Raw genomic sequence first — 23,713 nt, forward strand, 5'->3', positions numbered from 1 at the left:
TCGACGCAGACCCGGCGAGGCGGCGCCAGTGTGGGCAGCGCATATGCGACGATCGGCCTCGTGTTCCTATGTTTGACGAAAGTCAGCCCAAGGCGCATTAGAAGGCTGGACACGTGAAGGAGAAGTCCGTGGAAAACGATCTGGCCGGCAGGGCCGCCAACCGGGCGGACATACTGGAACGGGCAGCTGCCGAGATGGCGGCGATGGGCGTCGATACTGCCTTCATCGACCGTTTGGTCGAAACCTTTTACGGCCGCGTGCAGGCGCATGAAACGCTCGGACCCGTTTTCGACGCGCGGCTCGCCGGCCGCTGGCCCGCGCATCTTCAGCGCATGAAGGCTTTCTGGACTTCAGTGGCTTTCAAGAATGGCGCCTATGGCGGCAAACCGGTTCAGGCCCATCACGGGGTCGAAGGCATCGCGGAAGGACTGTTTATCGAATGGCTCGCGCTGTTTCGCGCGACGCTTGCCGATCTTGAGGCGAGCGATGCGGCGCAGGCCTGGTTCATGGCGACGGCCGAGCGCATTGCCCGCAGCCTGGTGCTCTCGCTTTTCTATAACCCGGCCTTCGACGATCCTCGACGCAAGACGTCTGCCGGATAGTCTTGCGCGCAGTTTTATTGATCCCGTGCGGCTATCTGGCGCAATTTCACGAATAGTATGAGGCCTGTTCGCGCAATCCCGGTCGCTATCGGTCTTGCAACCTGATGATGGGCATGCTTAACAGCGCGCGGCCGCAGGAGGCCGGCAGGAAACAGGATGACAGGGAGCGACCAGAGCCGATGACCATGAACCGCCGTAAATTCTTCAAGCAGGCCGGCTCCGTCGGGTTGGGTGCAGCAGCCTCCGCAGCACTTGCCGCGCCGGCCATTGCGCAGGAAAATCCGAAGATCACCTGGCGCCTGACTTCGTCCTTCCCGAAGAGCCTGGACATCATCTTCGATGCCGCAACCGATATCGCCAAGAGCGTGTCGGAAGCTTCCGACGGCAATTTCAGCATCCAGGCCTTCGCCGCCGGTGAAGTTGTGCCGCCGTTGCAGGCTGCCGACGCTGTCGCTGCCGGCACCGTCGAGATGGCACATACCTGCTGCTATTACTATATCGGCAAGGATCCGGCTTTTGCGCTCGGTACGGCCATTCCCTTCGGTCTCAATGCCCGCATGACCAATTCCTGGTTCACTGCCGGTGGCGGCAATGAACTGCTGAACGAGTTTCTCGCGGGCTACAAGCTTTACGCCTTGCCGGCCGGCAATACCGGCGCCCAGATGGGTGGCTGGTACCGCAAGGAAATCAAGACTATCGACGACCTCAAGGGCCTGAAGATGCGTATCGCCGGCCTCGCGGGCGAGATCATGAGCAAGGTCGGCGTGACGCCGCAGCAGATCGCCGGTTCTGACGTCTATCCGGCGCTGGAAAAGGGCACGATCGATGCCACCGAATTCGTCGGTCCTTATGACGATTACAAGCTCGGCTTCTACAAGGTCGCCAAGTATTATTACTATCCCGCATGGTGGGAAGGTGGCCCGACCGTGCACGCCATGTTCAACCTCGACAAGTTCAACGAGCTTCCGGAGAACTACAAGCGCATGCTGACTGATGCCTGCGCTGCCGCAAACGCCCGCATGCTTGCCCGCTATGACGCGTCCAACGCTACGGCCCTGCGCCAGCTCGTTGCCGAAGGCACTCAGCTTCGCGCCTTTTCTTCTGATATCCTCGATGCCTGCCACAAGGCTGCGCTCGAAACCTATGCCGATCTCAGCGCCAAGAACGAGAACTTCAAGAAGCTCTACGACAGCCAACAGGCCTTCAAGAAGGATGCCTACCTTTGGGCACAGGTCGCCGAATACGGCTTCGACACCTACATGATGCTGCAGCAGCGCGCCGGCACGCTCTGAGCTGCAACCTCGCACTAGACGAATTCAAAAGCCCTGGATCGAAAGATCCGGGGCTTTTTGCTGCGATGTGGAAGTCCGATACCGCACCGTGATTGCAGGGCCGCAGCATCGCGTTCAGCGTCAGGATGCCCGCGTCTTCAAATATGTGCTGGGCGAGCGGCCGAGCATGCGCCGGAACATGGTGGAGAAGGCCGCGATGTTTTCGTAACCAGCGTCGAGCGCCACATTGGTGATCGCCTCACCATCCGCCAGTCGCGGCAGGGACGCGAAAAGGCATGCCTGTTGTCGCCAGGTTACGAAACTGATGCCGGTCTGTGCACGGAACAGCCGGGTGAACGAGCGGCGGCCGATTCCCATATTCAGAGCCCAGTCATCGATGCTGACGGTCGCCGACGGCGCTTTCAGGAATTGCCGGCAGAGCCGCGCCAGCCTCTGGTCATTGGGAAAGGGCAGGCCGAGCGGCCGTTCCGGCAGTTGACGGAATTCGTCCAGCAGCAGGTCGGTGACCATAGTCAGCCGGTTGTGCCTCAAGGCTTTCTCTTCCACCTGGACCAGTTCCTCTATCAGATTTTGTGCAAGCGGAGTGACTTCCACTACGCGCGGCCGCCTGCCTTCGTCGCTTGCGACATTCACATAGATGGAACGCATCTCCACGGCGCTGATCATCTCGGCGGAATGTTCCACGCCGGCGGGAATGATGAGGGCATGGCCGGGCGGGATCATCCATCGCCTGTCATCTGTGCTGACGAGCACGATGCCTCGCCGCGCGAACCAGAGCTGTGCGCGCCTGTGCGAATGAAGGGCAACCCTGAAACCGGCGGGATAGACGCGGCCAAGAGCTAGAACAGGTTCGTTTGCCTGCTCGATCCAGATCAGACTCTGATTGTGATAGTCCTGGCCGACATTTTGAGCCGCCCCGGTGAGGTCAATAACGCGCATTTGGCCCACTCACGAAAGAACCAGACCAGAACACAAAAGCGGGCCAGCGACAAGCCGGATATGACGGCTATCAATCCGCGCAGGAGGATGAGCGGATCGCATTTATCAATTCAGACAGGGGACAAGAGGGATGGCCAGCATCGCCGCCACCGGAAGCCAGGTCGAAAGGACCGCCTTCTCCATCATTTTCGCTGCAAGCTTCTGCCACATGCTCAACGACATCATGCAGTCGCTTCTGACATCGCTCTACCCGCTTCTGAAGGATAACTACGCCCTTGATTTCGTGCAGATCGGCCTTCTGACCTTTGCCTTTCAGGTCACGGCATCCCTGCTGCAGCCGGCCGTGGGTATCATCACGGACCGTTGGCCTATGCCCTTCTCCTTGCCTGCAGCCATGCTGTCCACTTGCGCCGGTCTGATCACCCTTGCCTATGCCGGACATTTCTCGGTGCTGGTGCTCGGGGCCTGCCTGATCGGCATCGGTTCGGCGATCTTCCATCCGGAAGCGTCGCGCGTTGCACGGCTTGCATCCGGCGGACGCCATGGTCTGGCGCAGTCTTTCTTCCAGGTCGGCGGCAATACCGGCACGGCCATCGGCCCCCTGCTTGCGGCCTTCATCGTCATTCCGCGCGGACAGGGCGTCCTGAGCTGGTTCTCGCTGATCGCGCTTCTCGGTTTCTGCGTGCTCTCGGGCGTCAGCGTCTGGTACATGCGTCACCGCCGCAGCAATGCCGGCCGCCCGTCTCCGAACCGCACGCTGCCGCTGCCGCGCAACCAGGTGGCCTGGACGCTCGCCATCCTGATCGTGCTGACCGCGACCAAGAATGCCTATCTGGCAAGCCTTTCGAGCTATTTCACCTTCTTCGCCATCCACAAGTTCGGTGTCGGCGTGCAGGACGCCCAGCTCATGCTGTTCCTCTTCCTCGGCGCATCGGCGGCCGGCGTCTTCTTCGGCGGGCCGATCGGCGACCGCTTCGGTTCGCGGGCGGTGATCTGGTTCTCGATCCTCGGCGTCATCCCCTTCGCGCTGCTGCTTCCCTATGCCGACCTGTTCTGGACCTCGGTGCTGGTGGTGGTGATCGGCTTCGTCTTCTCCTCCGCCTTCTCGGCCATCGTCGTCTTCGCGCAGGAACTGGTTCCGGGCCGTGTCGGGCTGATCGCTGGCCTGTTCTTCGGCTTTGCCTTCGGCTTCGGCGGCATCGGCGCAGCCGTTCTCGGCGTCTTTGCCGACAGGCAGGGCATCGAGTTCGTCTACAGCGTCTGCTCCTACATGCCGCTTCTCGGCCTGCTGACCATTCTCCTGCCGCGCCTGCCGAGCCAGCGGCGCGCGTAAACAGCCGGATACGCATCCGGAACCCTGGGGCCGTTGTATCGGAACGGCTTGAGGAAACGACGGGAGGCTGGCCATCTGTCGGGCTCCCGTTTCCATTGGTGGGCTACCGTCTCTATGAAGACCCGGTATCGCTGGCGGATGGCTCGTGCTAGAGCGGCGCTTCTTTTGATCGAAACGACCGCGAGGCTCCATGACCATTGCACTCTATGCTGACTATGTCGCGGATCTGAGAAGCCTGTTCACCGAACTCGACCGCTCGCCGGAGCAGTTCCAGACATTCGACGTACGGCTGGAACTGGCGGCTGCAGGCGGTCTCATCGTTTATGAGACGAAGCGCCGGAAGGGTCAGACGGACAGCCTTTATTACGGCCGCTCCGCCAGCACCGGCGCCAACCAGCAGATCTCGCAGGCCACGGCCTTTGCCGCGATCGATCGTTTCCTGGCGCTCGGCCAGTTCATCGCTCTTGCGGAGGATGCCTCGCAGAATCACGCGATGGATGCCGGGTACCCGCATTGCGCCGTCAATTTCTCCTATCGGAAGAAGGGACACCCCAAGGCGCTTTCCATGCTCATGGTCTTCATCGGTTTCAACGATGATGCGGATGCGCGCGCCTTTGCCGAAAAGGCCGCTGACGCCTCGGTCTTCGTGACTGCGCGGCCCTGCAAGGGAGACCGCACCCACGAGTGGAAGTGAGACCTTGGCGCCTTATCGACTGCCGGCCTCTTCATAGAGCCGCTGGGCCTCGATCAATGCGTCGTCCAGCCTCCTTCCGGCTCCGAAAAGCGAGAGCGTTTCCGGCTTCGACACGCCTGCCGGAAGATGTGGCGAAGCTTCCGTCTCGCCGATCACCGTGCGGACGGGAATGACGCCGGCCCAGACCGGCAGGTCGTAATCCTCCTCATCATCGCCGACGCCCTTTGCGCGAACCTTGGCCGAGGCATCCTCGATCCGCATACCGATGACGGCCGTCGCCTTGATCTCCTGCCCGGTCGTTGGTCGAAGCAGTGTGCTGCGGTCCGGATAGAAGCGGTCGACGACGGCGTGCAGCGCCTTTTCCTTCTCGGCCGGGTCCTCGACCAGTCGGGCGGTGCCGAAGCACATGGCCGAGCGGTAATTGGCCGAATGATTGAAGCCGGAGCGGGCGAGCACCAGCCCGTCCAGATGCGAAACCGTAAGGCAGGCCGGCGTTCCGGCCTTGAGATGACGCAGCATGCGGCTGGCCGACGAACCGTGCCAGTAGAGCATGTCGCCTTCGCGCCAGTGGATCGTCGGCGTGCAGAAGGGCTGGCCGTCGATCACATAGGCCACATGACAGAGCATGCCGGCATCGAGGATTGCATGCACGGCGGCGTGATCATAGCTGCCGCGTTCGTGCAGACGCTTGACCCGGTTGCGGTCGGTAACGGGGTAGGAGCCGGTTTCGGCTTCGATGGTGCTGGTGGACATGAACTTGCCTTCCTCAATGCTGCCGGTCTATCTATGCAGGAACATTGGTTCGAAATAGCTCCAATTACATGTCAAAAATGAAGACCAATCCGGCCGACTGGTCGGCCCTGATCCCGGTCCTGCCGGATGACGGACCGCATACGGCCGCGCTCTACCGAACCATCCGCCGGCTGATCGAGACGGGCACGATTGCGCCGGGAACCAAGCTTCCGCCGACGCGGGATCTGGCGGCCCGCCTGAAGGTCTCTCGCGGGTCGGTGGTCGCGGCCTTCGAAATGTTGATCGCCGATGGCTTTGCCGAGGCGCGAACCGGTGCCGGAACGTTCGTGGCGGGGCAGGTTCCCGTCCTCCGCGCACCGGATATGGTCGTGGAGGCGGCGGGCGACATCGCGCCGCCCCTGCCGGGCACGCTGGGGATCGCCACTGCCGATGCCCGTACGTTGAAGACATTCCGGACGCTGTTGTCCTGGCATCTGGCGCGGCCGGGCTTCGAACATTTCCATTATGGCGATCCGCGCGGTTCGGCGGATCTGCGCGAAGCCGTCGCCAGCTATCTGCGGACGGCACGCGGAGTGCGCTGCGATGGCGCCTCCGTCGTCATCACCCATGGCACTCAGCAGGCGCTCGATCTCTTCATCCGCAGCGCCTTGCAGCCGGGAGACGGCGTGTGGATCGAGGATCCCTGCTATCCCATGGCGCGGACCGCCTTCGCGGAAGCCGGAATGCGGCTTTCAGGCATTCCGGTCGATGGCGAGGGACTGGATCCGCTTGCGGGAGAAAGCCTGATGCCCTCGGCGCGTGCCGTCTATGTCACGCCGTCGCACCAGTTTCCTCTGGGCGTCACCATGACCATGCCGCGCAGGCTGGCGCTGATCGACTGGGCGAGGCGCAACGACGCCTGGATCGTCGAGGATGATTACGATGGCGAGTTCCGCTATGCCGGACCGCCGCTCACCTCGCTGCAGGGCATGGATGACACGGGACACGTCATCTATGTGGGCACCTTTTCCAAGGCGCTCTTTCCCGGCCTCCGCATGGGTTACATGGTCGTGCCGCCACCCTTGCGGGAAAAGGTCGTGGCGCTGAAAAGCCGCACGGACCGATATCCGCCGACGCTGGCGGAAGCGGCCCTTACCGATCTCCTGCGCGAAGGGCATTTCGCCGCCCATCTGCGCCGCGCCCGTCGCCGCACCGAGGCCGCGAGGAACGAACTGGTCGTGGGACTGTTGTCCAATCCACGGGCGGGCATCGAGGTCGAGACGCCCGATCAGGGGCTTCATCTTATCGCCCGGTTGCCGGCGGGTGTCGAGGATACGGCGCTGGTGGAAAAGGCGAGGGCGGCGGGACTGGGCGTGCGGGCCTTGTCCTCCATGAGCGTTTCGGGAGCGCCCCGGCAGGGGCTCGTCATCGGCTTCTCCGGCTTTAGCGGCGAGGATCTCAGGACGGCGGCAAGCCGCTTCGTTGCGAGCTTGTGAGGGGTGTCCATGGCTGTGCGTCTTGCGGACGAAGGCTCCGCACTGCTACTAGGTGAGCACGCGAACAGCAGGAAGCCATGGCAGGGAGGCCGGGCTGGAGAAGGAGACGGCGTGAAATTTCTCGACCCACAGCATCCGTTTTTCAAGCCGCTCTGGCGCCGTATCCTGACGGTCGTCGCCCCGGCGGCCTGGGGTCTGGTCGAGCTTTCGAACGGTGCCTCCGGCTGGGCCATCCTGTTTTTCGGCGCATCCGCCTATGCGGCTTACGAACTGCTGTTCATGTTCGAGCGCAGCAATCGGGAAGCGGCCTCCACGGTCGACAAGGACAGATCGCCGGCGGACGACAATGGCGCGGATGGCGGTGACGGCGGCGATTGACCCGCTTGCCGGGAACGCTGTTACTTGCCCGCAGGGCAATGGGTTATCCGGCTGGCTTGGCTTCCCTCCGATGACCTTGCAAAGGGCTTCGGCCACCAATAGGTTGCCTCTCTGAAACGATTGAAATGAGGAGGAACAGCCATGTTGCGCTTTGGAATTCTGTCGACGGCGAAGATCGGACGCGATCTGGTGGTTCCGGCGATACAGGATGCGGAAACCTGCGTCGTCACGGCCGTGGCGAGCCGCGATCTGGCCAAGGCCCGCGCCATGGCAGACCGCTTTTCCGTGCCGCATGCTTTCGGTTCCTATGAGGAAATGCTGGCGTCCGATTTGATCGACGCTGTCTACATTCCCGTGCCGACGGCGCAGCATGTCGAATGGGCGATCAAGGCGGCCGATGCCGGCAAGCATGTGCTCTGCGAAAAGCCGCTGGCGCTCAAGGCCGCGGAGATCGACGACGTTATCGCCGCTCGCGACCGCAATGGCGTTCTCGTCACCGAAGCGTTCATGGTGACTTACGCTCCCGTATGGCGCAAGGTGCGCTCGCTGCTTGCGGAAGGTGCAATCGGCAAGCTGCGGCATGTGCAGGGCGCCTTCACCTATTTCAATCGCGACCCTTCCAACATGCGCAACAAGCCCGAACTCGGCGGTGGCGGCCTGCCGGATATCGGCGTCTACCCGGCGATCTCGACCCGGTTTGCGACGGGTGCGGAGCCGCAGCGTGTGCAGGCCGTGGTCGAGCGCGATCCGGAATTCGGCACCGACATCTATGCCAGCGTCAAGGCCGATTTCGGCGGTTTCGAGTTGAGCTTCTATGTCTCCACCCAGATGGCCAATCGCCAGACCATGGTGTTTCACGGCACGGAAGGCTTCATCGAGGTCCGCTCACCCTTCAACGCCGACCGCTGGGGCGCGGAAGAGGTGGAGCTGACCAACCGGGCGCATACCGAGTCCCAGATCTTCCGCTTCCAGGACAGCCGTCAGTATCGCCGTGAGGCCGAGGCCTTTGCGCATGCGGTGGAAACCGGCGATTACAGCGATGTCGTGAGCCTCGAGAATTCCCGCGCCAACCAGCTCTTCATCGACGCGATCTACCGCGCCGGCGAGAAGGACGGCTGGGAGACAGTGTAGACCGCCCTCAGCGACGGAAGACGAAGCGGGAATAGCCGAAGAAGCTGAAGGCCATGGCGGCGATCGAGGCGAGCACGAGCGCCGCGAATGGCGTGAGCATCGGCGCAGAGATGAGCAGCGCCGAATAGAGCAGGTAGTTCACCACGGCAGACGTGATGCCCACGGAGCCGTAGCGGAACCCTTCAACCGCAATCGAATGGCGCGACGCCCCGAACGTGAAGCTCCGGTTGAGAAACCAGGTGCAGCCGAGGGCGACGGCGATTGCGACGAGACGCGCGAGAAACGGTCCGAGCGGCGTCGTCGCAAGCAGCAGCATCAGCACCGCCGCGTCGATCAGGAAGCCGGCCGTGCCGACGATGCCGAAGCGCAGAAGCTTCTTCATGCGGCATCCGCTTTGCTGCGACGGGTGGCGTTGTTTTCGTGGCTGCCGCTGGCTGCCTTTTCGGAAAACGCGGGGCGCAGGGCCGGCAGGTTCATGTAGTGGATCCTCAGCTGTTCGGCGCGCGAGCGGGCCAGCGAATCCAGGATCAGCGCGGCCGTCAGCGACAGGAACGACATCATCAACAGGACTGTGGCGAGAATCCAGCTCGGGACACGGCTGACATAACCGGTGGCGAAGAATTCGAAGAGAACCGGCACCATGAAGCCGACGCTCAAAGCCAGAAGGGCGGCGCTGATGCTGCCGAAGAAGGCGAAGGGCCGGATTTCCTTCATCAGCATGGCGAACATCCAGAGGATCTTCGCGCCATCGCGGAAGGTCGAAAGCTTGGAGTGCGAACCTTCCGGACGTCGGCCGTAATCGAGTTCCAGTTCGCAGACCGGCAGTTTCAGCCGGGTCGCATGCACCGACATTTCCGTCTCGATCTCGAAACCGCCGGAAACGGCGGGGAAGCTCTTCACGAAACGGCGCGAAAACGCCCGGTAGCCGGACAGTATATCGGTGAAATCATTGCCGAACAGGAAGCGGTAGAGCGCATTGAACATGCGGTTGCCGAAGGCGTGGCCCTGGCGGCCGGCATCGGCATGTACGCCGCGCCGCGTGCCGACAACCATGTCGGCTCTTTCGGTGATCAGGGTGCGGATCAGTTCCTCGGCATCCTCGGGCGCATAAGTGCCGTCGCCATCGGCCATGACATAGATGTCGGCGTCGATGTCGCAGAACATGCGGCGCACGACATGACCCTTACCCTGGCGTCGCTCGCGCACCACGGTTGCGCCTGCCAGCGTGGCGGTCAGCGCGGTGCTGTCGGTCGAGTTGTTGTCGTAGACGTAGACGCGGGCTTCCGGCAGCGCCTCGCGGAAGCTGCGCACGACATCGCCGATGGTCGCGGCCTCGTTGTAGCAGGGCAGGAGAACAGCCACCTCAAGATTGTCAGGCCATGTTCCGCGCATGTGGAATTCTCGTTTGAAAAGGTTCTGCCGCAACAGTGAACGGCGCGCTTTACTATTTCTTGAGAACGTTAAAGCTAGGTTTCCCGCATCGACACTATCTGTGATCTTGCCGGCCATTTCTCCTGAGCGAGGCCGGTTCGCGGGGAATGAATGCCCATGGCCGATCATGCCATTTCCGTCGGAACGACAGAACCGTTCTGGACACGCCTCCGGCTGGTTCTGCCGATCTATTATATGGTTCTGGTCGCTGCCCTCATTCTCATCCATCTGCCGGGCGCCAGCGACTATGTCGGCGCGGACAATGACGACTGGATGCGCCTGATTGAGGTGCGCGACCTCATCGGCGGGCAAGGCTGGTTCGACATGACCCAGTACCGGCTCGGTCTGGCGGGCGGCACGCCGATGCACTGGTCGCGCTTCATCGATCTGCCCATCGCCTTGCTGATCCAGCTGTTTGGGCAGTTTCTCTCGCCCGAGCAGGCCGAAGCTGCTGCGCTGTTCGTTTGGCCGGTCTTCCTGATCCTGCCGCTGCTGGCCGCGATCGGCCTTGGCGCGAGGCGTCTCGGTGGCGCGCCGGCCATGCACATCGCTCTGGGGCTCGCCTGCATCTACGTGGTGACGTCCAACCGCTTCCTCCCCGGCGCGATCGATCATCACAACGTCCAGCTCGTTCTTGTCGCGACCATCGCGGCGATGCTGGTCGATCCGCTGCATCGGTCAGCGAGCTTTGCGCTTGCCGGATTGTGCTGCGCGCTCGCTATTGCGATCGGGGCCGAAACAACCCCTCTGATCGCGGTCGTCTGCCTTGTCGTCGCAGTAAACTGGGCTTGGCATGGGGCGGCCTATGCCGCCGCTGCCCGGGCCTTCGGGCTGACCCTGGCGCTCGCCGTTTCCGCCTTCTTCTTCCTGACGGTGCCGCCCCGTCTTTACGCCAATGTCACCTGTGACAGCCTTTCTCTCGGATATTTCGGCATTGCGACCATCGGCGGCGCGACGCTTTTCCTGTCCACCTTCTTCCTTGCCGACGGATCGCGCGGCAAGCGTTTCGCCATTCTCGCACTCGATGGTGTGGTGGTGCTGGCGGCCGTATTGCTGCTTGCGCCGCAATGCCTGCAGAACCCGCTGAACGATCTCGATCCGCTGCTGGTGACGATGTGGCTCAACGAGGTGACCGAGGCGCAGTCGGCGCTGGCGCAGTTGTATCGCGAGCCGGGAAGCTTCGGCGGATACTATTTAGTCGGCTTCTTTGCTGTCATCGTTTGCGCTTCCCGCATCGTCCTCAGAGACCGCGTCGAAGCGCATGCGGTTCTCCTGCCGCTCATCCTTGCGAGCTGGGCCATTGCGCTCATTCAGGTTAGGGGCGCGGCCTTTGCCAATCTCCTGTCGATCCTGCCGCTCTCCGTGCTGATTGCGGAATTGCGGCGCAATGCCAATCGCAATCCCGAGCATATGGGGGCAGGGCTCACCTTCGCCGTTGCCACGCTGTTTGCCGTGCCGAGCGTATGGATGTTGGGCGGCACCTTCTTCACGGAGGGTTCCGACGGGGTGATCAATCGCCTGCGCGGGCAGATTTCGAAGAATGCCGTCCCCGGCGAGGATTGCGCCAGCGCCCGCGCCCTGATGCAACTTGGCGGACTGGAGCCGACAACGGTCGTTGCGGGATCCGAGGCGGGTGTGAAGATCCTGCGCTATACGCCGCATCGCGTGTTGACGGCGCCCTATCATCGCGATCAGGGGGGCATGCTGGCGGAACTGCGCATCGGCATGGCGACGCCAGAGGCCGCGTTGTCTCTACTGCACGGTTCGGGCGCAACTGTGATTGCCTATTGCAGGACGGATCCGCAGGTGAAGATGATCTCGGAGATGGAACCCGGCGGGTTATACGCGGCCCTCGCCAAGGGCGAGGTTCCTGCCTATCTCCAGGCCCTGCCGAAGGACCCGGCATCCGGCTTCGTTCTCTACCGGATAGCCCCCGGCCTGTAAGCGAATATCGACGGCGGCTCCAAAGCGTGTTGCGATGTTTCGGTTTCGCTTCACACGCTTTCAATTTCTATTTTACCGTATGTCGTTGCCGTAAAAATCGCGGCACACTTTTGCGCGGTTAATGCGCAGGCCGCCTGCGACAGGCGAACAACACGAGCAGCAGATCGACGAGCCCGATGTTGAAGCCTATGACCGCGATGGCGAGCGGCAGCAGCGATGCCGGCTCGGGCGGCAAGACGAGCGCCAGCACGAAGATGAGCGGGATTAGAAGCGCAACCAACGCTATTGCAAAGGCCGAACGCGTCATTCCCGCGGCGATACCGATCGCCATGGTTGAGAAGAATATCACAGTTGTCCCTACCCCTTGGTCATAACAATTCCCTACCATGACCGGCGGGGAATCATCCTGATCCACATCAAGAAGGAATAGCGGAATTGCAGCCGGAAGCGCCACATTTTTCGGTGTTCTGCGGCGGTTCTTGTGTTTTCCGGCCTGACGAAAGCCAAGAACCGGCTTCCTGGGCCAGATTCGGCCGAATGGGGGCGGGCTGGAAGTCGCCCGCCCACGGACCCGGGGAACGGCAGGCGTCAGACCAGTCCGACGATACCGCCCGCGGTGGTACCAGTGGCAAGCACCCGGTTCACCCGCAACGGCAGAATCGAACCGCCGGGAACGTTCGTAAGCGCGATGCTTGCACCGGATGCCATGACGACGGTGATATCTCCGCCCGAACCGAGATAGAGGCCACGGGTGGTCTCAAGAATATTCGCGTCGTCGTCGGGAAGAATGGTGAAACCGGTCGAGGCCGGACCGGAGAGCGAGGGGTGAACGTCAGAGAAACGATCGGTCATGTCAGGTTTCCTTTCGGGGCTGGTTGACGCCCCATTGTCCGGCGAAATGGCCGGGCGGGGATGGCCGGGCGTAATTTTCGCGAAGAAATGTTCGGTCTGCCCACGATGCCGGCGACCAAGATCATGAAAACAGGAGAGGTTTTGCGGAAGCGGCGAGCCGGGGATTGGAAAACCCCGTTGCTGAACTTCCCCGAAATTTGCGCTAGGGAAGAAGCATGAACAGTTTCTTCAACGACGATTCGCGCAGCAATCTCGCCGAGTTCACGGTCTCGGAACTGTCGGGCTCGATCAAGCGCACGATCGAAACCGCCTTCGACCATGTGCGGGTGCGCGGCGAAATCTCCGGTTATCGTGGCCCCCATTCGTCAGGCCATGCTTATTTCAGCCTGAAGGACGACAAGTCGCGCATCGACGCGGTTGTCTGGAAGGGTTCCTTCTCCAAGCTGAAATATCGGCCGGAAGAGGGCATGGAAGTCATCGCCACCGGGCGCATCACCACCTTCCCCGGCTCATCCAAATACCAGATCGTCATCGAGCAGATGGAGCCGGCCGGCGCCGGCGCGTTGATGGCCCTGATCGAGGAGCGCAAGCGCAAGCTCGGCGCCGAAGGTCTGTTCGATGCAGCGCGCAAGAAGCCGCTGCCCTTCATGCCCAGGGTAATCGGTGTCGTGACGTCTCCGACCGGCGCGGTCATCCGGGATATCCTTCACCGCATCTCCGACCGCTTTCCGGTGCATGTCGTCGTCTGGCCGGTCAAGGTGCAGGGCGAGGGCTCCGGCGAGGAGGTGGCCAACGCCATCAACGGCTTCAATGCGCTGCGTCCCGGCAATGATATCCCGCGGCCGGATGTGCTGATCGTTGCGCGTGGCGGTGGCAGCCTGGAAGACCTCTGGAGCTTCAACGACGAGATTGTGGTCAGAGCCGCGGCCGCAAGCGAAATTCCGCTGATTTCCGCTGTCGGTCACGAAACCGACTGGACGTTGATCGACTACGCCGCCGACGTGCGCGCGCCGACCCCGACGGGTGCCGCCGAAATGGCGGTGCCGGTCAAGGCGGAACTGGTGGCGCAGGTGGCCAATCTCGCGGCCCGCCATTCCGTCGCATTTGCAAGGCAGATGGACCAGCGGCGGCAGAACCTGCGTGCGCTCGCCCGCGCGCTTCCCTCGCTCGATCAGTTGCTGGCCCTGCCGCGACGTCGCTTCGACGAGGCCGCGACCGCCCTTGGCAGAAGCCTAGAGCTGAACACCATGGCCAAGCGCCGAAGCTTCGAGCGCGTGGCAGGCGCGCTTCGGCCCGATATGCTGGCGCGCCGCATCCAGGAGCGGCGGCAGACCGTTGCAGAGCGGTCGGCGCTTGCCGAACGCATCATCGAGCGGACGATCGACCGCCTAAGAACCCGGATCGGCCGCGTCGATGCTGCCCTGACGGCGGTTCCCGCACGCTTGAAGGGGCATACGGACCGGGGCCGCGACCGGCTGTCGAGCCTCATGCTGAGAGCCGACAGCGCCATTGGTAATGAACTGAGGGCACAGCGCGCGGCGCTGACCGGCCACGAACGTATGCTGCAGTCGCTTTCCTACAAGAACGTGCTGATGCGTGGTTACGCAGTCATCCGCGATGGCGATGACCGGCCTGTTTCCCGCGCGGCTGGGCTGGCGGCAGGGGATGCCGTATCAATCGAGTTCGCAGACGGACGTGTCGCCGCGGTGACGGGTGAGTATGACGGAACACCGCCTGCTTCCGCGCCGACTGGCCCTGTGCAGCCAAAGCCGGCGCCGGCGGCCCGGGCGGTAAGGAAAACCGAACCGCCGAGCGGGCAGGGGAGCCTGTTTTGATGAGCGAACGGCGCTTCCTAGTGGTGCTCGCCCATCCCTTGCCGGAGAGCTTTGCCGCCGCGATGGCGAGGGAGATCAGGCAGACGCTGGAGGGGAAGGGGCACAGCGTCGACCTGCTCGACCTCTATGCCGAGGACTTCGATCCACGGCTTACCGCCGCCGAGCGGGCGAGCTACATGCAGCCGCCCTATGATTTTTCCGACGTTCAGACGCTGGTCGACCGGCTTCGCGCGGCTGACGGGCTCATTCTCGTCTTTCCGCAATGGTGGTTCAACCTGCCGGCAATCCTCAAGGGCTTCATCGACCGCGTCTTCGTGCCGGGCGTGGCTTTCGATCACGATCCGGACGGCGGCCGGCTGGTGCCGAAGCTCGGCAATATCCGCACATTCTGGGTCGTCACTACCACGGGCTCCCCCTGGTGGGTCGTGCATTTCTACATGGGCAATCCGGTCCGGCGCATCCTGAAGCGCGGCGTGGCCGCCTTCTGTTCCCGCGGTCTCGATTTCCACATGTTCTCGCTGCATGACATGGACCGTGTCACGGGAGAAAGATGCGGGCGATTCATGGGGAAGGTCAGGCAGGCGCTCGCCCGTCTCTGAACTGCAGCTTGGCAAAGGATCGTTGCGCGGGCTTCATCGCGCACGATTATTTGCAACGACGTCTGACGGCTGATGTTTAATTCCATCGTTTCGTCCACTATTTCTGATACCGATAGATCTAGTGATCTAATAATGTGGCGCGGGATGTCCCGGATTCTCCGTCATGCGCCAAGGAGAAACATGTCATGAAGAAAACCTCTGCCATCATTACCGCCCTTGCGCTGCTGATCTTGGGCGCAATGCCAGCCTTGGCCGGCGATGGCCTGTCGGCCATCCTGTTCGGCAGGAACTACAATGACGGTGTTGCTGCGGTTCAGATCGTGCATAGGCCCAACGATGCTGGCGATGGTTTGCCGCAGGCTGCCCTGTATTCGACGCCTGCCCGCAAGCGTCAGGTCCAGGCGATGATCATGAACGATCCCAACCTTCTTGCTGCCCTGGACCGGCGCAATATCAGCCCCTACAATGTGGCCTGGGTGCAGACTGCCCTGAACGGCGGCAAGATCGTGTATTATTACTGAACCAGTTCGGCTCGATGGTCACCTCGTGTTTTATCGCGACCGCGATGGTGGGGCGAGCACTGTGGTGGCCAGGCCGATCGGAGGGCTAGATGGAGCCGATGACGCATTCGAAAAACCAATGGTTGACAATCGATGCAACTGTCTCTATTTATGGTTTATCGATATTTGCTTGCTGAGCTTTGGTTACCGCGCATTTCACATATGCGCCCTGAACGAACCTTCCTTTCAAAAATCGCTATCTTAAATCGCAGCGCATCCGTGTTGCGGTAACGCAATATGCTATGAAAGGGTTCATCATGACCACTGGCACAGTTAAATGGTTTAATTCCACCAAGGGCTTCGGCTTCATTCAGCCTGACAACGGCGGCCCGGACGCATTCGTCCATATCTCTGCCGTCGAACGCTCTGGTATGCGCGAAATCGTTGAGGGCCAGAAGATCGGCTACGACATGGAGCGCGACAGCAAGTCGGGCAAGATGTCGGCCTGCAATCTCCAGGCTGCTTAAATCGGTATCTGCTTTCCTTTGACCACGGATGTACTGGCACTGTTGAAAGCATGATCCCAACGAAGGTCAGGCCAATAGCCTGGCCTTTTTTATTGCCGCTCGCTGAGCCGAGTCGCGGAGAGTGAGAATGAGCATGACAGGAACACAGAGCAAATCCCGCCAGCAGGCAGAAATTGCCTTTGGCAAGGAGCAATCGCAATTCTTCGCGCGTGAACGCGCTTTTGAAGAACTGGACACGATCGTGCTTGCGCGCGAGGAAAAGACCCTGCGGTTGCGGGAAGCTCGTCTTGCCAAGGAATTGCAGGACAGCATGAAGCCGAAGACCGGCCCCGTTTCGAAACGTGTCAGAAAGGCTTGACCTTGGGTCGGCTCGACACTCCAACTGGAATAGAGATTTGAGAAATATGAGAAATAACGATCTTTCCGATCGTCGCAGCAGCGCTGCCGACGCGAAAGCAGCCCTTCTTCAGGCCTATCGTGCTGCCAAGGCGGCGGCTGAGCCGACCCACCTTGCCCGCCAGGCTGAGCGCGTAGCCATCGCGGCAGCCCGCGAGGAACGACGCGCCGAGCGTGAACGTGTAAAGATCGAGGAACGGGAGCGTATCCGCGCGGAGGCGGAAGAGCGTGAAGCCGCGATTGCGGCAGCTGCGCGCGCCGAGATAGATGCGCGCGAAGCAGCGGAAAAGAACCGCATTTCCCGGGTGCTGGAAGACGAGGCGGCGCGCAAGGCCGAACGCGACCGTCGCTATGCCAATCGGAAGGCGCGACAGGCTTGATGGCTTTCCCGGCCTCGACCGATATCGAGGCCGGCCCTCATCCCCAGATGCTCATGCCCACTCGCCCTTGCGCATGACGGGCACGCGAGCACCGTCGGCACTGATACCGTCGATATCCACCTTGTCGGAACCGATCATCCAGTCGATATGGATCAGGCTGGAATTTCCGCCCTGCGCCTTGATCTGTTCGGGGCTGAGCGAAGCGCCGTCCAGGAAGCACTTCGAATAGCACTGGCCGAGCGCAATGTGGCACGAGGCGTTCTCGTCGAACAGGGTGTTGTAGAACAGGATGCCGGAGGCCGAGATCGGCGACGAATGCGGCACCAGCGCCACCTCGCCGAGACGGCGTGCACCCTCGTCGGTGTCGAGAACCTTGTTCAGCACTTCCGCGCCTCTGGAAGCCTTCGCCTCGACGATCCGGCCGCCTTCGAAGCGGACCTGGATATTGTCGATCAGCGTGCCCTGATGCGAGAGTGGCTTGGTGCTGGACACCGTTCCCTCGACCTTCAGCGCGTGCGGCGTGGTGAACACCTCTTCGGTCGGGATGTTCGGATTGCAGGTCACGCCGTTCTTGGCGGTCGATGCGCCGCCATGCCATTCATGGCCGTCCGCGAGGCCGACGATCAGGTCCGTGCCGGGGCCGGTGAAATGCAGCGCGGCAAACCGCTCGCCGTTCAGCCAGCCGGAACGCTTGCGAAGGTTTGCGTTGTGGGCTGCCCAGGCGGCGATGGGATCGGCTTCGTTGACGCGCGAGGCGGCGAAGATCGCGTCCGCAAGGCGGGCGACGGCCTCCGCAATCGGCAGGTCGGGGAAGACGAGCTTTGCCCAGGAAGGGTTCGGATAGGAGCAGATGTTCCAGTTGATGTCGAAATTGGAGATGTGCTCCAGCGCCGGCTTGTAGGCGATAGAATTGGCCTTGTTGGCGCGGGCGACCTTGGCCGGGTCCTGAGCCGACAGCAGCATCGGGTTGTCGCCGGCGACCGCAAGGCGGGCAGCGCCCTTCTCATAGGCCTTCGCCATGCCTTCGTAGAGCCAGTCGGATGCCCGGTCGAAGCTGCCATCCGGTGCGTTTTCGTAGCGCGCAAGCGTCGCCACTTCGTCGGCATAGAAGGTGGAGACGAGGCCGGCGCCGGCCTTGTAGGCATGCTTGGTGATGAGGCGCACGAGAGGCAGGGCGGCGAGAGGCGCGGTGATCACCAGATCCTGATCCCGTTGCAACTGCAGGCCGACCTTGATCGCGACTTCGGCGAGTTTATCGAGGCGGACAGGATCGACGGCAGTTTCGAATTCGGGCAGGAATGTCATGGAATTAGGCCTGATGATTGTTTGCATGGAATATTTCAACGTAGATTGCTTTGAGGCGAAATTGAAGCGCGGGGGCGGAAAAATGGCGGAAGGCAAGAAGAGCGTTATGGAAACGGTTTCGGCGGTCCGGTATCTGGCCGGGGCAACCTTTTCACTGCTGTTGGCGACTGCCCCCGTCTTATCGAAGCCGGCATCCGCAAGCGAGTTCAACATGAAGTTGTTCGGCCATGAAGTGACGATCGATCGCAACGACGATGGCGAGACGCTCAAGGTCGATGGCAAGGCGCTTCACACCAACATCTATGTCTCGGTCACCCAGGTTGCGCTCGTTGCCGGCATGCCGGTGGTGATCGGAGATTCCTCCGCTGGCGGTAATGCCTGTGCCGGCTCGCCCTTCGTGCTGATGTTGCCGAAGGGGCGTGCGCCGAGTTTTGAAGAGCCGCTCGATACCTGCATGCCGGTCACGGCGAATGAGGAGTCGGACAGACTGGTTTTTGAAGCACCACCCTTGCCGGGTCGGGATGGCGAGCGCTGGAGTTGGGATCCGACCGGTGGTTTCAAGACACTGGATGCGGTGGCCTTCGTGCCGGATGCGGCCAAGGGGTGGCGGGAACTTGCGGCAGCTGCTCCTGGCCATCCCGGTGATCTCTTCGGATACGCCGAGATCGCCACGCAGATGGAAGGCATGCTCGGCAGGGAAGCGGAGGACTACAAGCAGATCATTACCGGCGTCGGCAGCGGTGAGATGAAGAACGGTTTCTATATCGGCACTGCCTGCCAGCCGCACAATTGCGGTGGCGTCGAGGCGCTGGTGGCCGCCGATCCCGCTACGAAGCGGGTCTATCTCGCGTGGAAGCCGCAGGACCGGAAGATCATCGTCCGGCCGGAGGTCAAGGAATGGCCTGCAACTGCCAGGGACGCTCTGAGGGACTGGGCCGCGACCTGGAAGTAAGGTGCGGCTTACGGCAGCTCAGGCGACGACGGGGGCGGCAATCGCTCCCAGCGTTCGCTGAACATCCTTCGGATCGAGCTTCACCTGCAGCCCGCGCTGGCCGCCGTTGATGAACACATGCGGTTCGTCGAGCGCCGTGATCTCGATTGCGGTCGGCACCTTCTTCTTCTGGCCGAAGGGACTGATACCGCCGACGACATAGCCGGTGAGTTTCTCCGCCATGGCTGGCTTCATCATCGCCGCCGACTTGCCGCCAAGGGCGGAGGCAAGCTTCTTCATGCTGACCTCCTTGTCGGAGGGAACGACGACGCAGACCGGCTTGCCATCGAGTTCGGCCATCAGCGTCTTCAGCACGCGGCGAGGCTCTTCGCCAATCGCTTCCGCTGCCTGCATCCCGATCCGCTCGGCATCCGGATCGTACTCATAGGTGTGAACGGTGAAGGCGATGCCTTCCTTGGCGATTGCCTGCGTGGCGCGAGTGGTCTTCGACATGGCAGTTATCACTCCGCAAGGAAGCGTTCATAGATTTCCGGCTTGAAGCCGATCAGCAGCCGGCTGTCCCTTTCCAGAACGGGCCGCTTGATCATCGACGGCTGCTCCAGCATCAGTTCGATGGCGCGGGCTTCGTCCAGATTCTCGCGCGCCGCATCCGGCAGCTTGCGGAAGGTTGTGCCAGCGCGATTGAGAACCGTCTCCCACCCGGCTTCGCGGCACCAGCGCTCAAGATGCGGCCGGTCGATGCCGGAAGCCTTGTAGTCGTGGAAGGCATATTCCACCCCGTGCTCGTCCAGAAATACACGGGCCTTCTTCATGGTGTCGCAATTCTTGATGCCGTAGATCGTGGTGGGCATGGTTCGGCTTTATCCCTGACTTGTAATCGGTTGCTGATAGCATGGTGGAGGGTGAAGGAAAATGAGGCCGGCTCAAACCTTTCCATCGCTCATAGCTGTCATTCGCGAGCAATATATGCAATATACATATAGAGGTGCTGCGTGATCGACGAGAAAGAAAAATTCAGGTTTGAAAACATCTTCGGAGCGATGAGTCTTGCTCTCGTCGACAAGATGGAGCGGGCTTTTTCTACCGAGACGGGGCTTGGTCCCAGCGCGGTTGCCGCGATCATCCAGATAGGTCTTGGCTCCGGGCATACGGTCGAGGCGCTCCGCCGGATTATCGGTCTTTCCCATTCCGCCACTGTCCGGCTGATAGACCAGTTGGAAGGCGACGATCTGGTTCGTCGGGGAGAGCCGATGGAGGGCGACCGTCGCGCCAAGACGTTGACCCTAACGGAGAAGGGCCGGTCACTCTATGAGCGGAGCGTTCAGGCGCGCCGAAGCGTGACGGACCGCGCCTTTGCAGCGTTGAGTGAGGAGGAAATCCATCTGCTCGGCCATCTGGCCGAAAAGGTGCTGCCCGCCCTCGTCGATCTCGGTGACGACCAGAACGTCGTCTGCCGCGTCTGCGACGAAAAAGTCTGCGTTCGCAATCGCTGCCCGATCAGCTTCATGAGCTGAGGCCGGGCATCACCCGATCTTTTATACGTATGGCCGGTTAGGGTTTGTTGTCTGAAAATCAGGCGAGGGCTGCGAGAGTCTGCCTCGGCCCGGCCAGCGTCACGCGGTTCCGGCCGCCTTCCTTGGCAGCGTAGAGTGCGTGATCGGAGCGACGGATCATGTTATCGAGCGTCTCATCCGCTTCAGTGGAGCAAATGACACCGGCGCTTACCGTTATGCGCAGGTTTAGGCCGTTGGGTTGGCCGAATTCCAGCACCTGAACGTTGCGCCTGACCATCTCCGCAATCGCCCCCGATCGCACCAGATTGGCTTCCGGCATCAGCAGTATGAACTCCTCTCCTCCCCAGCGGGCCAGCAGGTCGCCGGCCTGCGTTGCCGACTTCAGAAGATTGGCGAATTCACAGATCACCGTGTCGCCGATATCGTGGCCGTATCGGTCGTTGATCGACTTGAAGTGATCCACGTCGAAGAGAGTGAGGGAAACGGGCGCATGAATTTCGCGACAACGGGCGATGTGGCGTGACGCGAGATTGGTGAAAGCCCGGCGATTGTTAAGGCCCGATAGCGGGTCGGTGTTCGCCAACTGCTCCAATTGATACTGATAACCGTGCCGCTCGGTAAGATCCCGCAAGACAGCGACGAAGATCAAGCCGTCTTCCGTAAGCATGCGCAGGATCGTTGCCCCCAGATTGACCTCTGTCCCGTCGGCCCGATAGCCGACGATGAAGGAATTGCGGCTCCCCATGTAACGCGCATCGGCCGGACCATTGGCGAAGCCAGAGAGATGCTGATGATGGTTCTTCCGGCTACGCGGAGGCAGGACGACTTCCAGTGGCTGCCCGACAAGGCTCTCGGGAGCATGCAGGAAAAGGTCTTCCACCGACGCATTGCAGAAAAGGATAACGCCGCGTTCATCGAGGACGATAATCCCGTCTTCCATCTCCGTCACGATCTTGCGGAACAGGTCGTCGCTTAAGGAAGGCGGGGAGGTGCCGATGGATGCGATAGTCACCGTGACTGGTCCTTGCCTGTGTCGCCAGCATCAACCGGGTTGTCCTGTCGGGGACGCAACCGGATTTCTCAAGTCTATCCTTCGGCAACGTCCTTAGGCAGCATCAATACGCACGGATCTATGCGACCGAACGCCGCTCCCGGCGCCTTTCACAACCACAATACGCATTGCGGCCGGAAACAGGGTTCCCGGCCGCAATGCTCTTAAAAATGATGATCGGTTGGGATCACTCCCACTCGATGGTGCCCGGCGGCTTCGAGGTCACGTCGTAGACGACGCGGTTGATGCCGCGCACTTCGTTGATGATGCGGGTTGCAGCGCGGCCAAGGAATTCCATGTCGTAGTGATAGAAATCCGCGGTCATGCCGTCGACGGAGGTCACGGCGCGCAGTGCGCAGACGAATTCGTAGGTACGACCGTCACCCATGACACCAACGGTCTGGACCGGCAGCAAGACTGCGAAAGCCTGCCAGATCGCGTCGTAGAGGCCCGCCTTGCGGATTTCATCGAGATAGATGGCATCGGCTTCGCGCAGGATGTCGAGCTTTTCGCGGGTAACGCCGCCCGGGCAGCGGATGGCGAGGCCCGGTCCCGGGAAGGGGTGACGGCCGATGAAGCTGTCCGGCAGGCCGAGCTCGCGACCGAGCACGCGAACCTCGTCCTTGAACAGTTCACGCAGCGGCTCGACGAGCTTCATGTTCATCCGCTCGGGCAGGCCGCCGACATTGTGGTGCGACTTGATGGTGACCGAGGGACCGCCGGTGAAGGAGACGCTCTCGATCACGTCGGGATAAAGCGTGCCCTGGCCGAGGAATTCCGCGCCGCCGAGTTTTTTGGCCTCTTCCTCGAAAGTTTCGATGAACAGGCGGCCGATGATCTTGCGCTTGGTTTCCGGGTCGCTGACACCTTCCAGTTCGCCGACAAAGCGGTCGACGGCGTCGACGTGGATGAGGTGCAGGTTGTAGTGTTCCTTGAACATGGCGACGACGTTGGCCGCCTCGTCCTTGCGCATCAGGCCGTGGTCGACGAGGATGCAGGTGAGATTGTCGCCGACGGCCTCGTGGATCAGCAGCGCGGCAACGGAAGAGTCAACGCCGCCGGAAAGCGCGCAGATGACCTTCTTGTCGCCGACCTGATCGCGGATCTGCTGGACGGCCTTGGCGCGGTAGGCCGACATCGTCCAGTCGCCCTTGATGCCGGCGATGTTGTGCACGAAATTGCCGATCAGCTTGGCGCCATCGGGCGTGTGAACCACTTCCGGGTGGAACTGCACGGCATAATACTTGCGCTTCTCGTCGGCGATGAAGGCGAAAGGCGCGTTGGCGGACGTTGCAACAACCTTGAAGCCCGGCGGGATCGCGGTGACGCGGTCACCATGGGACATCCACACCTGATGGCGTGAGCCGGAGGACCAGAGCCCCTCGAACAAGGCGCATTCCTCGTCGATTTCGAGAAAGGCGCGGCCGAATTCGCGATGATGTCCATCCTCGACCTTGCCGCCGAGCTGCATGCACATCGTCTGCTGGCCGTAGCAGATGCCGAAGATCGGCAGGCCGCTGTCGAAGATCACCTGCGGCGCGCGCGGGCTTCCCTCGTCGAGGGTCGATGCCGGGCTGCCGGAGAGGATGACTGCCTTGGGCTTCAGCCGGGCGAAGCCTTCCTCGGCGGACTGGAAGGGAACGATCTCGCAATAGACGCCCGCTTCGCGGACGCGCCTGGCGATGAGCTGCGTCACCTGGCTGCCGAAATCGATGATGAGAACGCTGTCGGGATGTGCTGTCTGGGTCATGGCGAGCCTTTAAAGAAAAGCGGCGGTTCTTTCAATCGAAGAATTGTGCCGATTGTCCGTAATTCGGGCGAGTCAGAGCG

27 protein-coding genes are annotated in these 23,713 nt (G+C 61.7%); 16 read left to right on the forward strand and 11 right to left on the reverse strand.

Annotation, left to right across the window (positions count from 1 at the left end; all coding sequences use genetic code 11):
* Positions 1-128 precede the first annotated feature (128 nt).
* Both H4I99_RS10870 and H4I99_RS10875 read left to right on the forward strand, forming a co-directional pair.
* Positions 129-602 (forward strand): group III truncated hemoglobin, encoded by a 474-nt coding sequence (locus H4I99_RS10870; RefSeq protein ID WP_163902919.1) that lies wholly within the window; start codon positions 129-131, stop codon positions 600-602.
* A gap of 185 nt (positions 603-787) precedes the next feature.
* Entirely contained in the window at positions 788-1,894 is a 1,107-nt protein-coding gene (locus H4I99_RS10875; RefSeq protein ID WP_163906031.1) for a TRAP transporter substrate-binding protein, read from the forward strand.
* Positions 1,895-2,014: 120 nt separating this feature from the next.
* Here H4I99_RS10875 and H4I99_RS10880 read toward each other — a convergent pair whose 3' ends face one another.
* Positions 2,015-2,833 carry an AraC family transcriptional regulator gene (locus H4I99_RS10880; RefSeq protein WP_163902921.1) on the reverse strand — a complete coding sequence of 273 codons (819 nt, stop codon included), beginning with the start codon at positions 2,831-2,833 and terminating at the stop codon, positions 2,015-2,017.
* Between the two features lie 130 nt (positions 2,834-2,963).
* Here H4I99_RS10880 and H4I99_RS10885 point away from each other — a divergent pair, with 130 nt between their 5' ends.
* Together H4I99_RS10885 and H4I99_RS10890 are read left to right on the forward strand one after the other, a co-directional pair.
* Positions 2,964-4,166, forward strand: coding sequence for an MFS transporter (locus tag H4I99_RS10885; protein ID WP_163902923.1), 1,203 nt, complete (start codon positions 2,964-2,966; stop codon positions 4,164-4,166).
* Positions 4,167-4,356: 190 nt separating this feature from the next.
* Positions 4,357-4,860 carry a hypothetical protein gene (locus H4I99_RS10890; RefSeq protein WP_163902925.1) on the forward strand — a complete coding sequence of 168 codons (504 nt, stop codon included), beginning with the start codon at positions 4,357-4,359 and terminating at the stop codon, positions 4,858-4,860.
* A gap of 12 nt (positions 4,861-4,872) precedes the next feature.
* On the opposite strand, the gene H4I99_RS10895 is transcribed toward H4I99_RS10890, so the two are convergent.
* Complete coding sequence (locus H4I99_RS10895) at positions 4,873-5,613, reverse strand: pyridoxamine 5'-phosphate oxidase family protein (RefSeq protein ID WP_163902927.1); 741 nt, start codon at positions 5,611-5,613, stop codon at positions 4,873-4,875.
* 68 nt (positions 5,614-5,681) lie between these two features.
* Here H4I99_RS10895 and pdxR point away from each other — a divergent pair, with 68 nt between their 5' ends.
* The 3 genes from pdxR to H4I99_RS10910 all read left to right on the forward strand — a co-directional run bounded on the left by pdxR (position 5,682) and on the right by H4I99_RS10910 (position 8,597).
* The gene (gene pdxR / locus H4I99_RS10900; protein ID WP_163902929.1) at positions 5,682-7,088 is read left to right on the forward strand and encodes a MocR-like pyridoxine biosynthesis transcription factor PdxR; all 1,407 of its coding nucleotides are present in this window, start codon (positions 5,682-5,684) and stop codon (positions 7,086-7,088) included.
* A gap of 111 nt (positions 7,089-7,199) precedes the next feature.
* Entirely contained in the window at positions 7,200-7,466 is a 267-nt protein-coding gene (locus tag H4I99_RS10905) for a hypothetical protein (protein ID WP_163902931.1), read from the forward strand.
* 141 nt (positions 7,467-7,607) lie between these two features.
* Entirely contained in the window at positions 7,608-8,597 is a 990-nt protein-coding gene (locus tag H4I99_RS10910) for a Gfo/Idh/MocA family protein (protein ID WP_163902932.1), read from the forward strand.
* 7 nt (positions 8,598-8,604) lie between these two features.
* Here the strand turns inward: H4I99_RS10910 and H4I99_RS10915 are convergent, their stop codons facing one another.
* Together H4I99_RS10915 and H4I99_RS10920 are read right to left on the reverse strand one after the other, a co-directional pair.
* On the reverse strand, positions 8,605-8,979 hold the full coding sequence (locus tag H4I99_RS10915; RefSeq protein ID WP_163902934.1) for a GtrA family protein: 375 nt from the start codon (positions 8,977-8,979) through the stop codon (positions 8,605-8,607).
* Complete coding sequence (locus H4I99_RS10920) at positions 8,976-9,989, reverse strand: glycosyltransferase (protein ID WP_163902936.1); 1,014 nt, start codon at positions 9,987-9,989, stop codon at positions 8,976-8,978. Before H4I99_RS10920 ends, H4I99_RS10915 begins: the two co-directional genes overlap by 4 nt.
* A 156-nt stretch (positions 9,990-10,145) precedes the next feature.
* Here H4I99_RS10920 and H4I99_RS10925 point away from each other — a divergent pair, with 156 nt between their 5' ends.
* Entirely contained in the window at positions 10,146-11,972 is a 1,827-nt protein-coding gene (locus tag H4I99_RS10925; protein ID WP_163902938.1) for a hypothetical protein, read from the forward strand.
* A gap of 118 nt (positions 11,973-12,090) precedes the next feature.
* On the opposite strand, the gene H4I99_RS10930 is transcribed toward H4I99_RS10925, so the two are convergent.
* Both H4I99_RS10930 and H4I99_RS10935 read right to left on the reverse strand, forming a co-directional pair.
* Positions 12,091-12,321 carry a hypothetical protein gene (locus tag H4I99_RS10930; RefSeq protein WP_246225555.1) on the reverse strand — a complete coding sequence of 77 codons (231 nt, stop codon included), beginning with the start codon at positions 12,319-12,321 and terminating at the stop codon, positions 12,091-12,093.
* 239 nt (positions 12,322-12,560) lie between these two features.
* Positions 12,561-12,824 (reverse strand): spike base protein, RCAP_Rcc01079 family, encoded by a 264-nt coding sequence (locus H4I99_RS10935; RefSeq protein WP_163902940.1) that lies wholly within the window; start codon positions 12,822-12,824, stop codon positions 12,561-12,563.
* A 215-nt stretch (positions 12,825-13,039) separates the two neighbouring features.
* On the opposite strand from H4I99_RS10935, the gene xseA reads away from it, so the two are divergent.
* The 6 genes from xseA to H4I99_RS10965 all read left to right on the forward strand — a co-directional run bounded on the left by xseA (position 13,040) and on the right by H4I99_RS10965 (position 17,061).
* Entirely contained in the window at positions 13,040-14,659 is a 1,620-nt protein-coding gene (gene xseA / locus H4I99_RS10940; protein WP_163902942.1) for an exodeoxyribonuclease VII large subunit, read from the forward strand.
* Positions 14,659-15,258, forward strand: coding sequence for an NAD(P)H-dependent oxidoreductase (locus H4I99_RS10945; protein WP_163902944.1), 600 nt, complete (start codon positions 14,659-14,661; stop codon positions 15,256-15,258). Before xseA ends, H4I99_RS10945 begins: the two co-directional genes overlap by 1 nt.
* Before the next feature lie 185 nt (positions 15,259-15,443).
* Positions 15,444-15,779 (forward strand): hypothetical protein, encoded by a 336-nt coding sequence (locus tag H4I99_RS10950; protein ID WP_163902946.1) that lies wholly within the window; start codon positions 15,444-15,446, stop codon positions 15,777-15,779.
* 296 nt (positions 15,780-16,075) lie between these two features.
* Positions 16,076-16,285, forward strand: a complete 210-nt coding sequence (locus tag H4I99_RS10955; RefSeq protein ID WP_163902948.1) for a cold-shock protein — start codon at positions 16,076-16,078, stop codon at positions 16,283-16,285.
* A 133-nt stretch (positions 16,286-16,418) separates the two neighbouring features.
* On the forward strand, positions 16,419-16,643 hold the full coding sequence (locus H4I99_RS10960) for a hypothetical protein (RefSeq protein WP_163906035.1): 225 nt from the start codon (positions 16,419-16,421) through the stop codon (positions 16,641-16,643).
* A 37-nt stretch (positions 16,644-16,680) separates the two neighbouring features.
* Complete coding sequence (locus H4I99_RS10965) at positions 16,681-17,061, forward strand: DUF6481 family protein (RefSeq protein WP_163902950.1); 381 nt, start codon at positions 16,681-16,683, stop codon at positions 17,059-17,061.
* Positions 17,062-17,112: 51 nt separating this feature from the next.
* On the opposite strand, the gene H4I99_RS10970 is transcribed toward H4I99_RS10965, so the two are convergent.
* Positions 17,113-18,366, reverse strand: a complete 1,254-nt coding sequence (locus tag H4I99_RS10970) for an aminopeptidase (RefSeq protein ID WP_163902951.1) — start codon at positions 18,364-18,366, stop codon at positions 17,113-17,115.
* 82 nt (positions 18,367-18,448) lie between these two features.
* Between H4I99_RS10970 and H4I99_RS10975 the strand changes: the two genes are divergently transcribed.
* Positions 18,449-19,318 (forward strand): Ivy family c-type lysozyme inhibitor, encoded by an 870-nt coding sequence (locus tag H4I99_RS10975; RefSeq protein WP_163902953.1) that lies wholly within the window; start codon positions 18,449-18,451, stop codon positions 19,316-19,318.
* 18 nt (positions 19,319-19,336) lie between these two features.
* Here H4I99_RS10975 and ybaK read toward each other — a convergent pair whose 3' ends face one another.
* Both ybaK and H4I99_RS10985 read right to left on the reverse strand, forming a co-directional pair.
* The gene (ybaK, locus tag H4I99_RS10980) at positions 19,337-19,810 is read right to left on the reverse strand and encodes a Cys-tRNA(Pro) deacylase (protein ID WP_163902955.1); all 474 of its coding nucleotides are present in this window, start codon (positions 19,808-19,810) and stop codon (positions 19,337-19,339) included.
* 8 nt (positions 19,811-19,818) lie between these two features.
* Positions 19,819-20,169: an ArsC family reductase gene (locus tag H4I99_RS10985; protein ID WP_163902957.1), complete on the reverse strand. Its 351-nt coding sequence runs from the start codon at positions 20,167-20,169 to the stop codon at positions 19,819-19,821.
* A gap of 189 nt (positions 20,170-20,358) precedes the next feature.
* Between H4I99_RS10985 and H4I99_RS10990 the strand changes: the two genes are divergently transcribed.
* Positions 20,359-20,832, forward strand: a complete 474-nt coding sequence (locus H4I99_RS10990; protein WP_186663290.1) for a MarR family winged helix-turn-helix transcriptional regulator — start codon at positions 20,359-20,361, stop codon at positions 20,830-20,832.
* Positions 20,833-20,890: 58 nt separating this feature from the next.
* Here H4I99_RS10990 and H4I99_RS10995 read toward each other — a convergent pair whose 3' ends face one another.
* Together H4I99_RS10995 and guaA are read right to left on the reverse strand one after the other, a co-directional pair.
* Positions 20,891-21,844 (reverse strand): GGDEF domain-containing protein, encoded by a 954-nt coding sequence (locus H4I99_RS10995; RefSeq protein ID WP_163902961.1) that lies wholly within the window; start codon positions 21,842-21,844, stop codon positions 20,891-20,893.
* A 226-nt stretch (positions 21,845-22,070) separates the two neighbouring features.
* A complete protein-coding gene (gene guaA / locus H4I99_RS11000; RefSeq protein ID WP_163902963.1) occupies positions 22,071-23,633 on the reverse strand; it encodes a glutamine-hydrolyzing GMP synthase in 1,563 nt (520 codons plus the stop codon).
* Between the last annotated feature and the right edge of the window lie 80 nt (positions 23,634-23,713).

The sequence above is a fragment of the Paenirhizobium daejeonense genome (assembly GCF_014280875.1).
Classification (GTDB): Bacteria; Pseudomonadota; Alphaproteobacteria; order Rhizobiales; family Rhizobiaceae; genus Allorhizobium; species Allorhizobium daejeonense.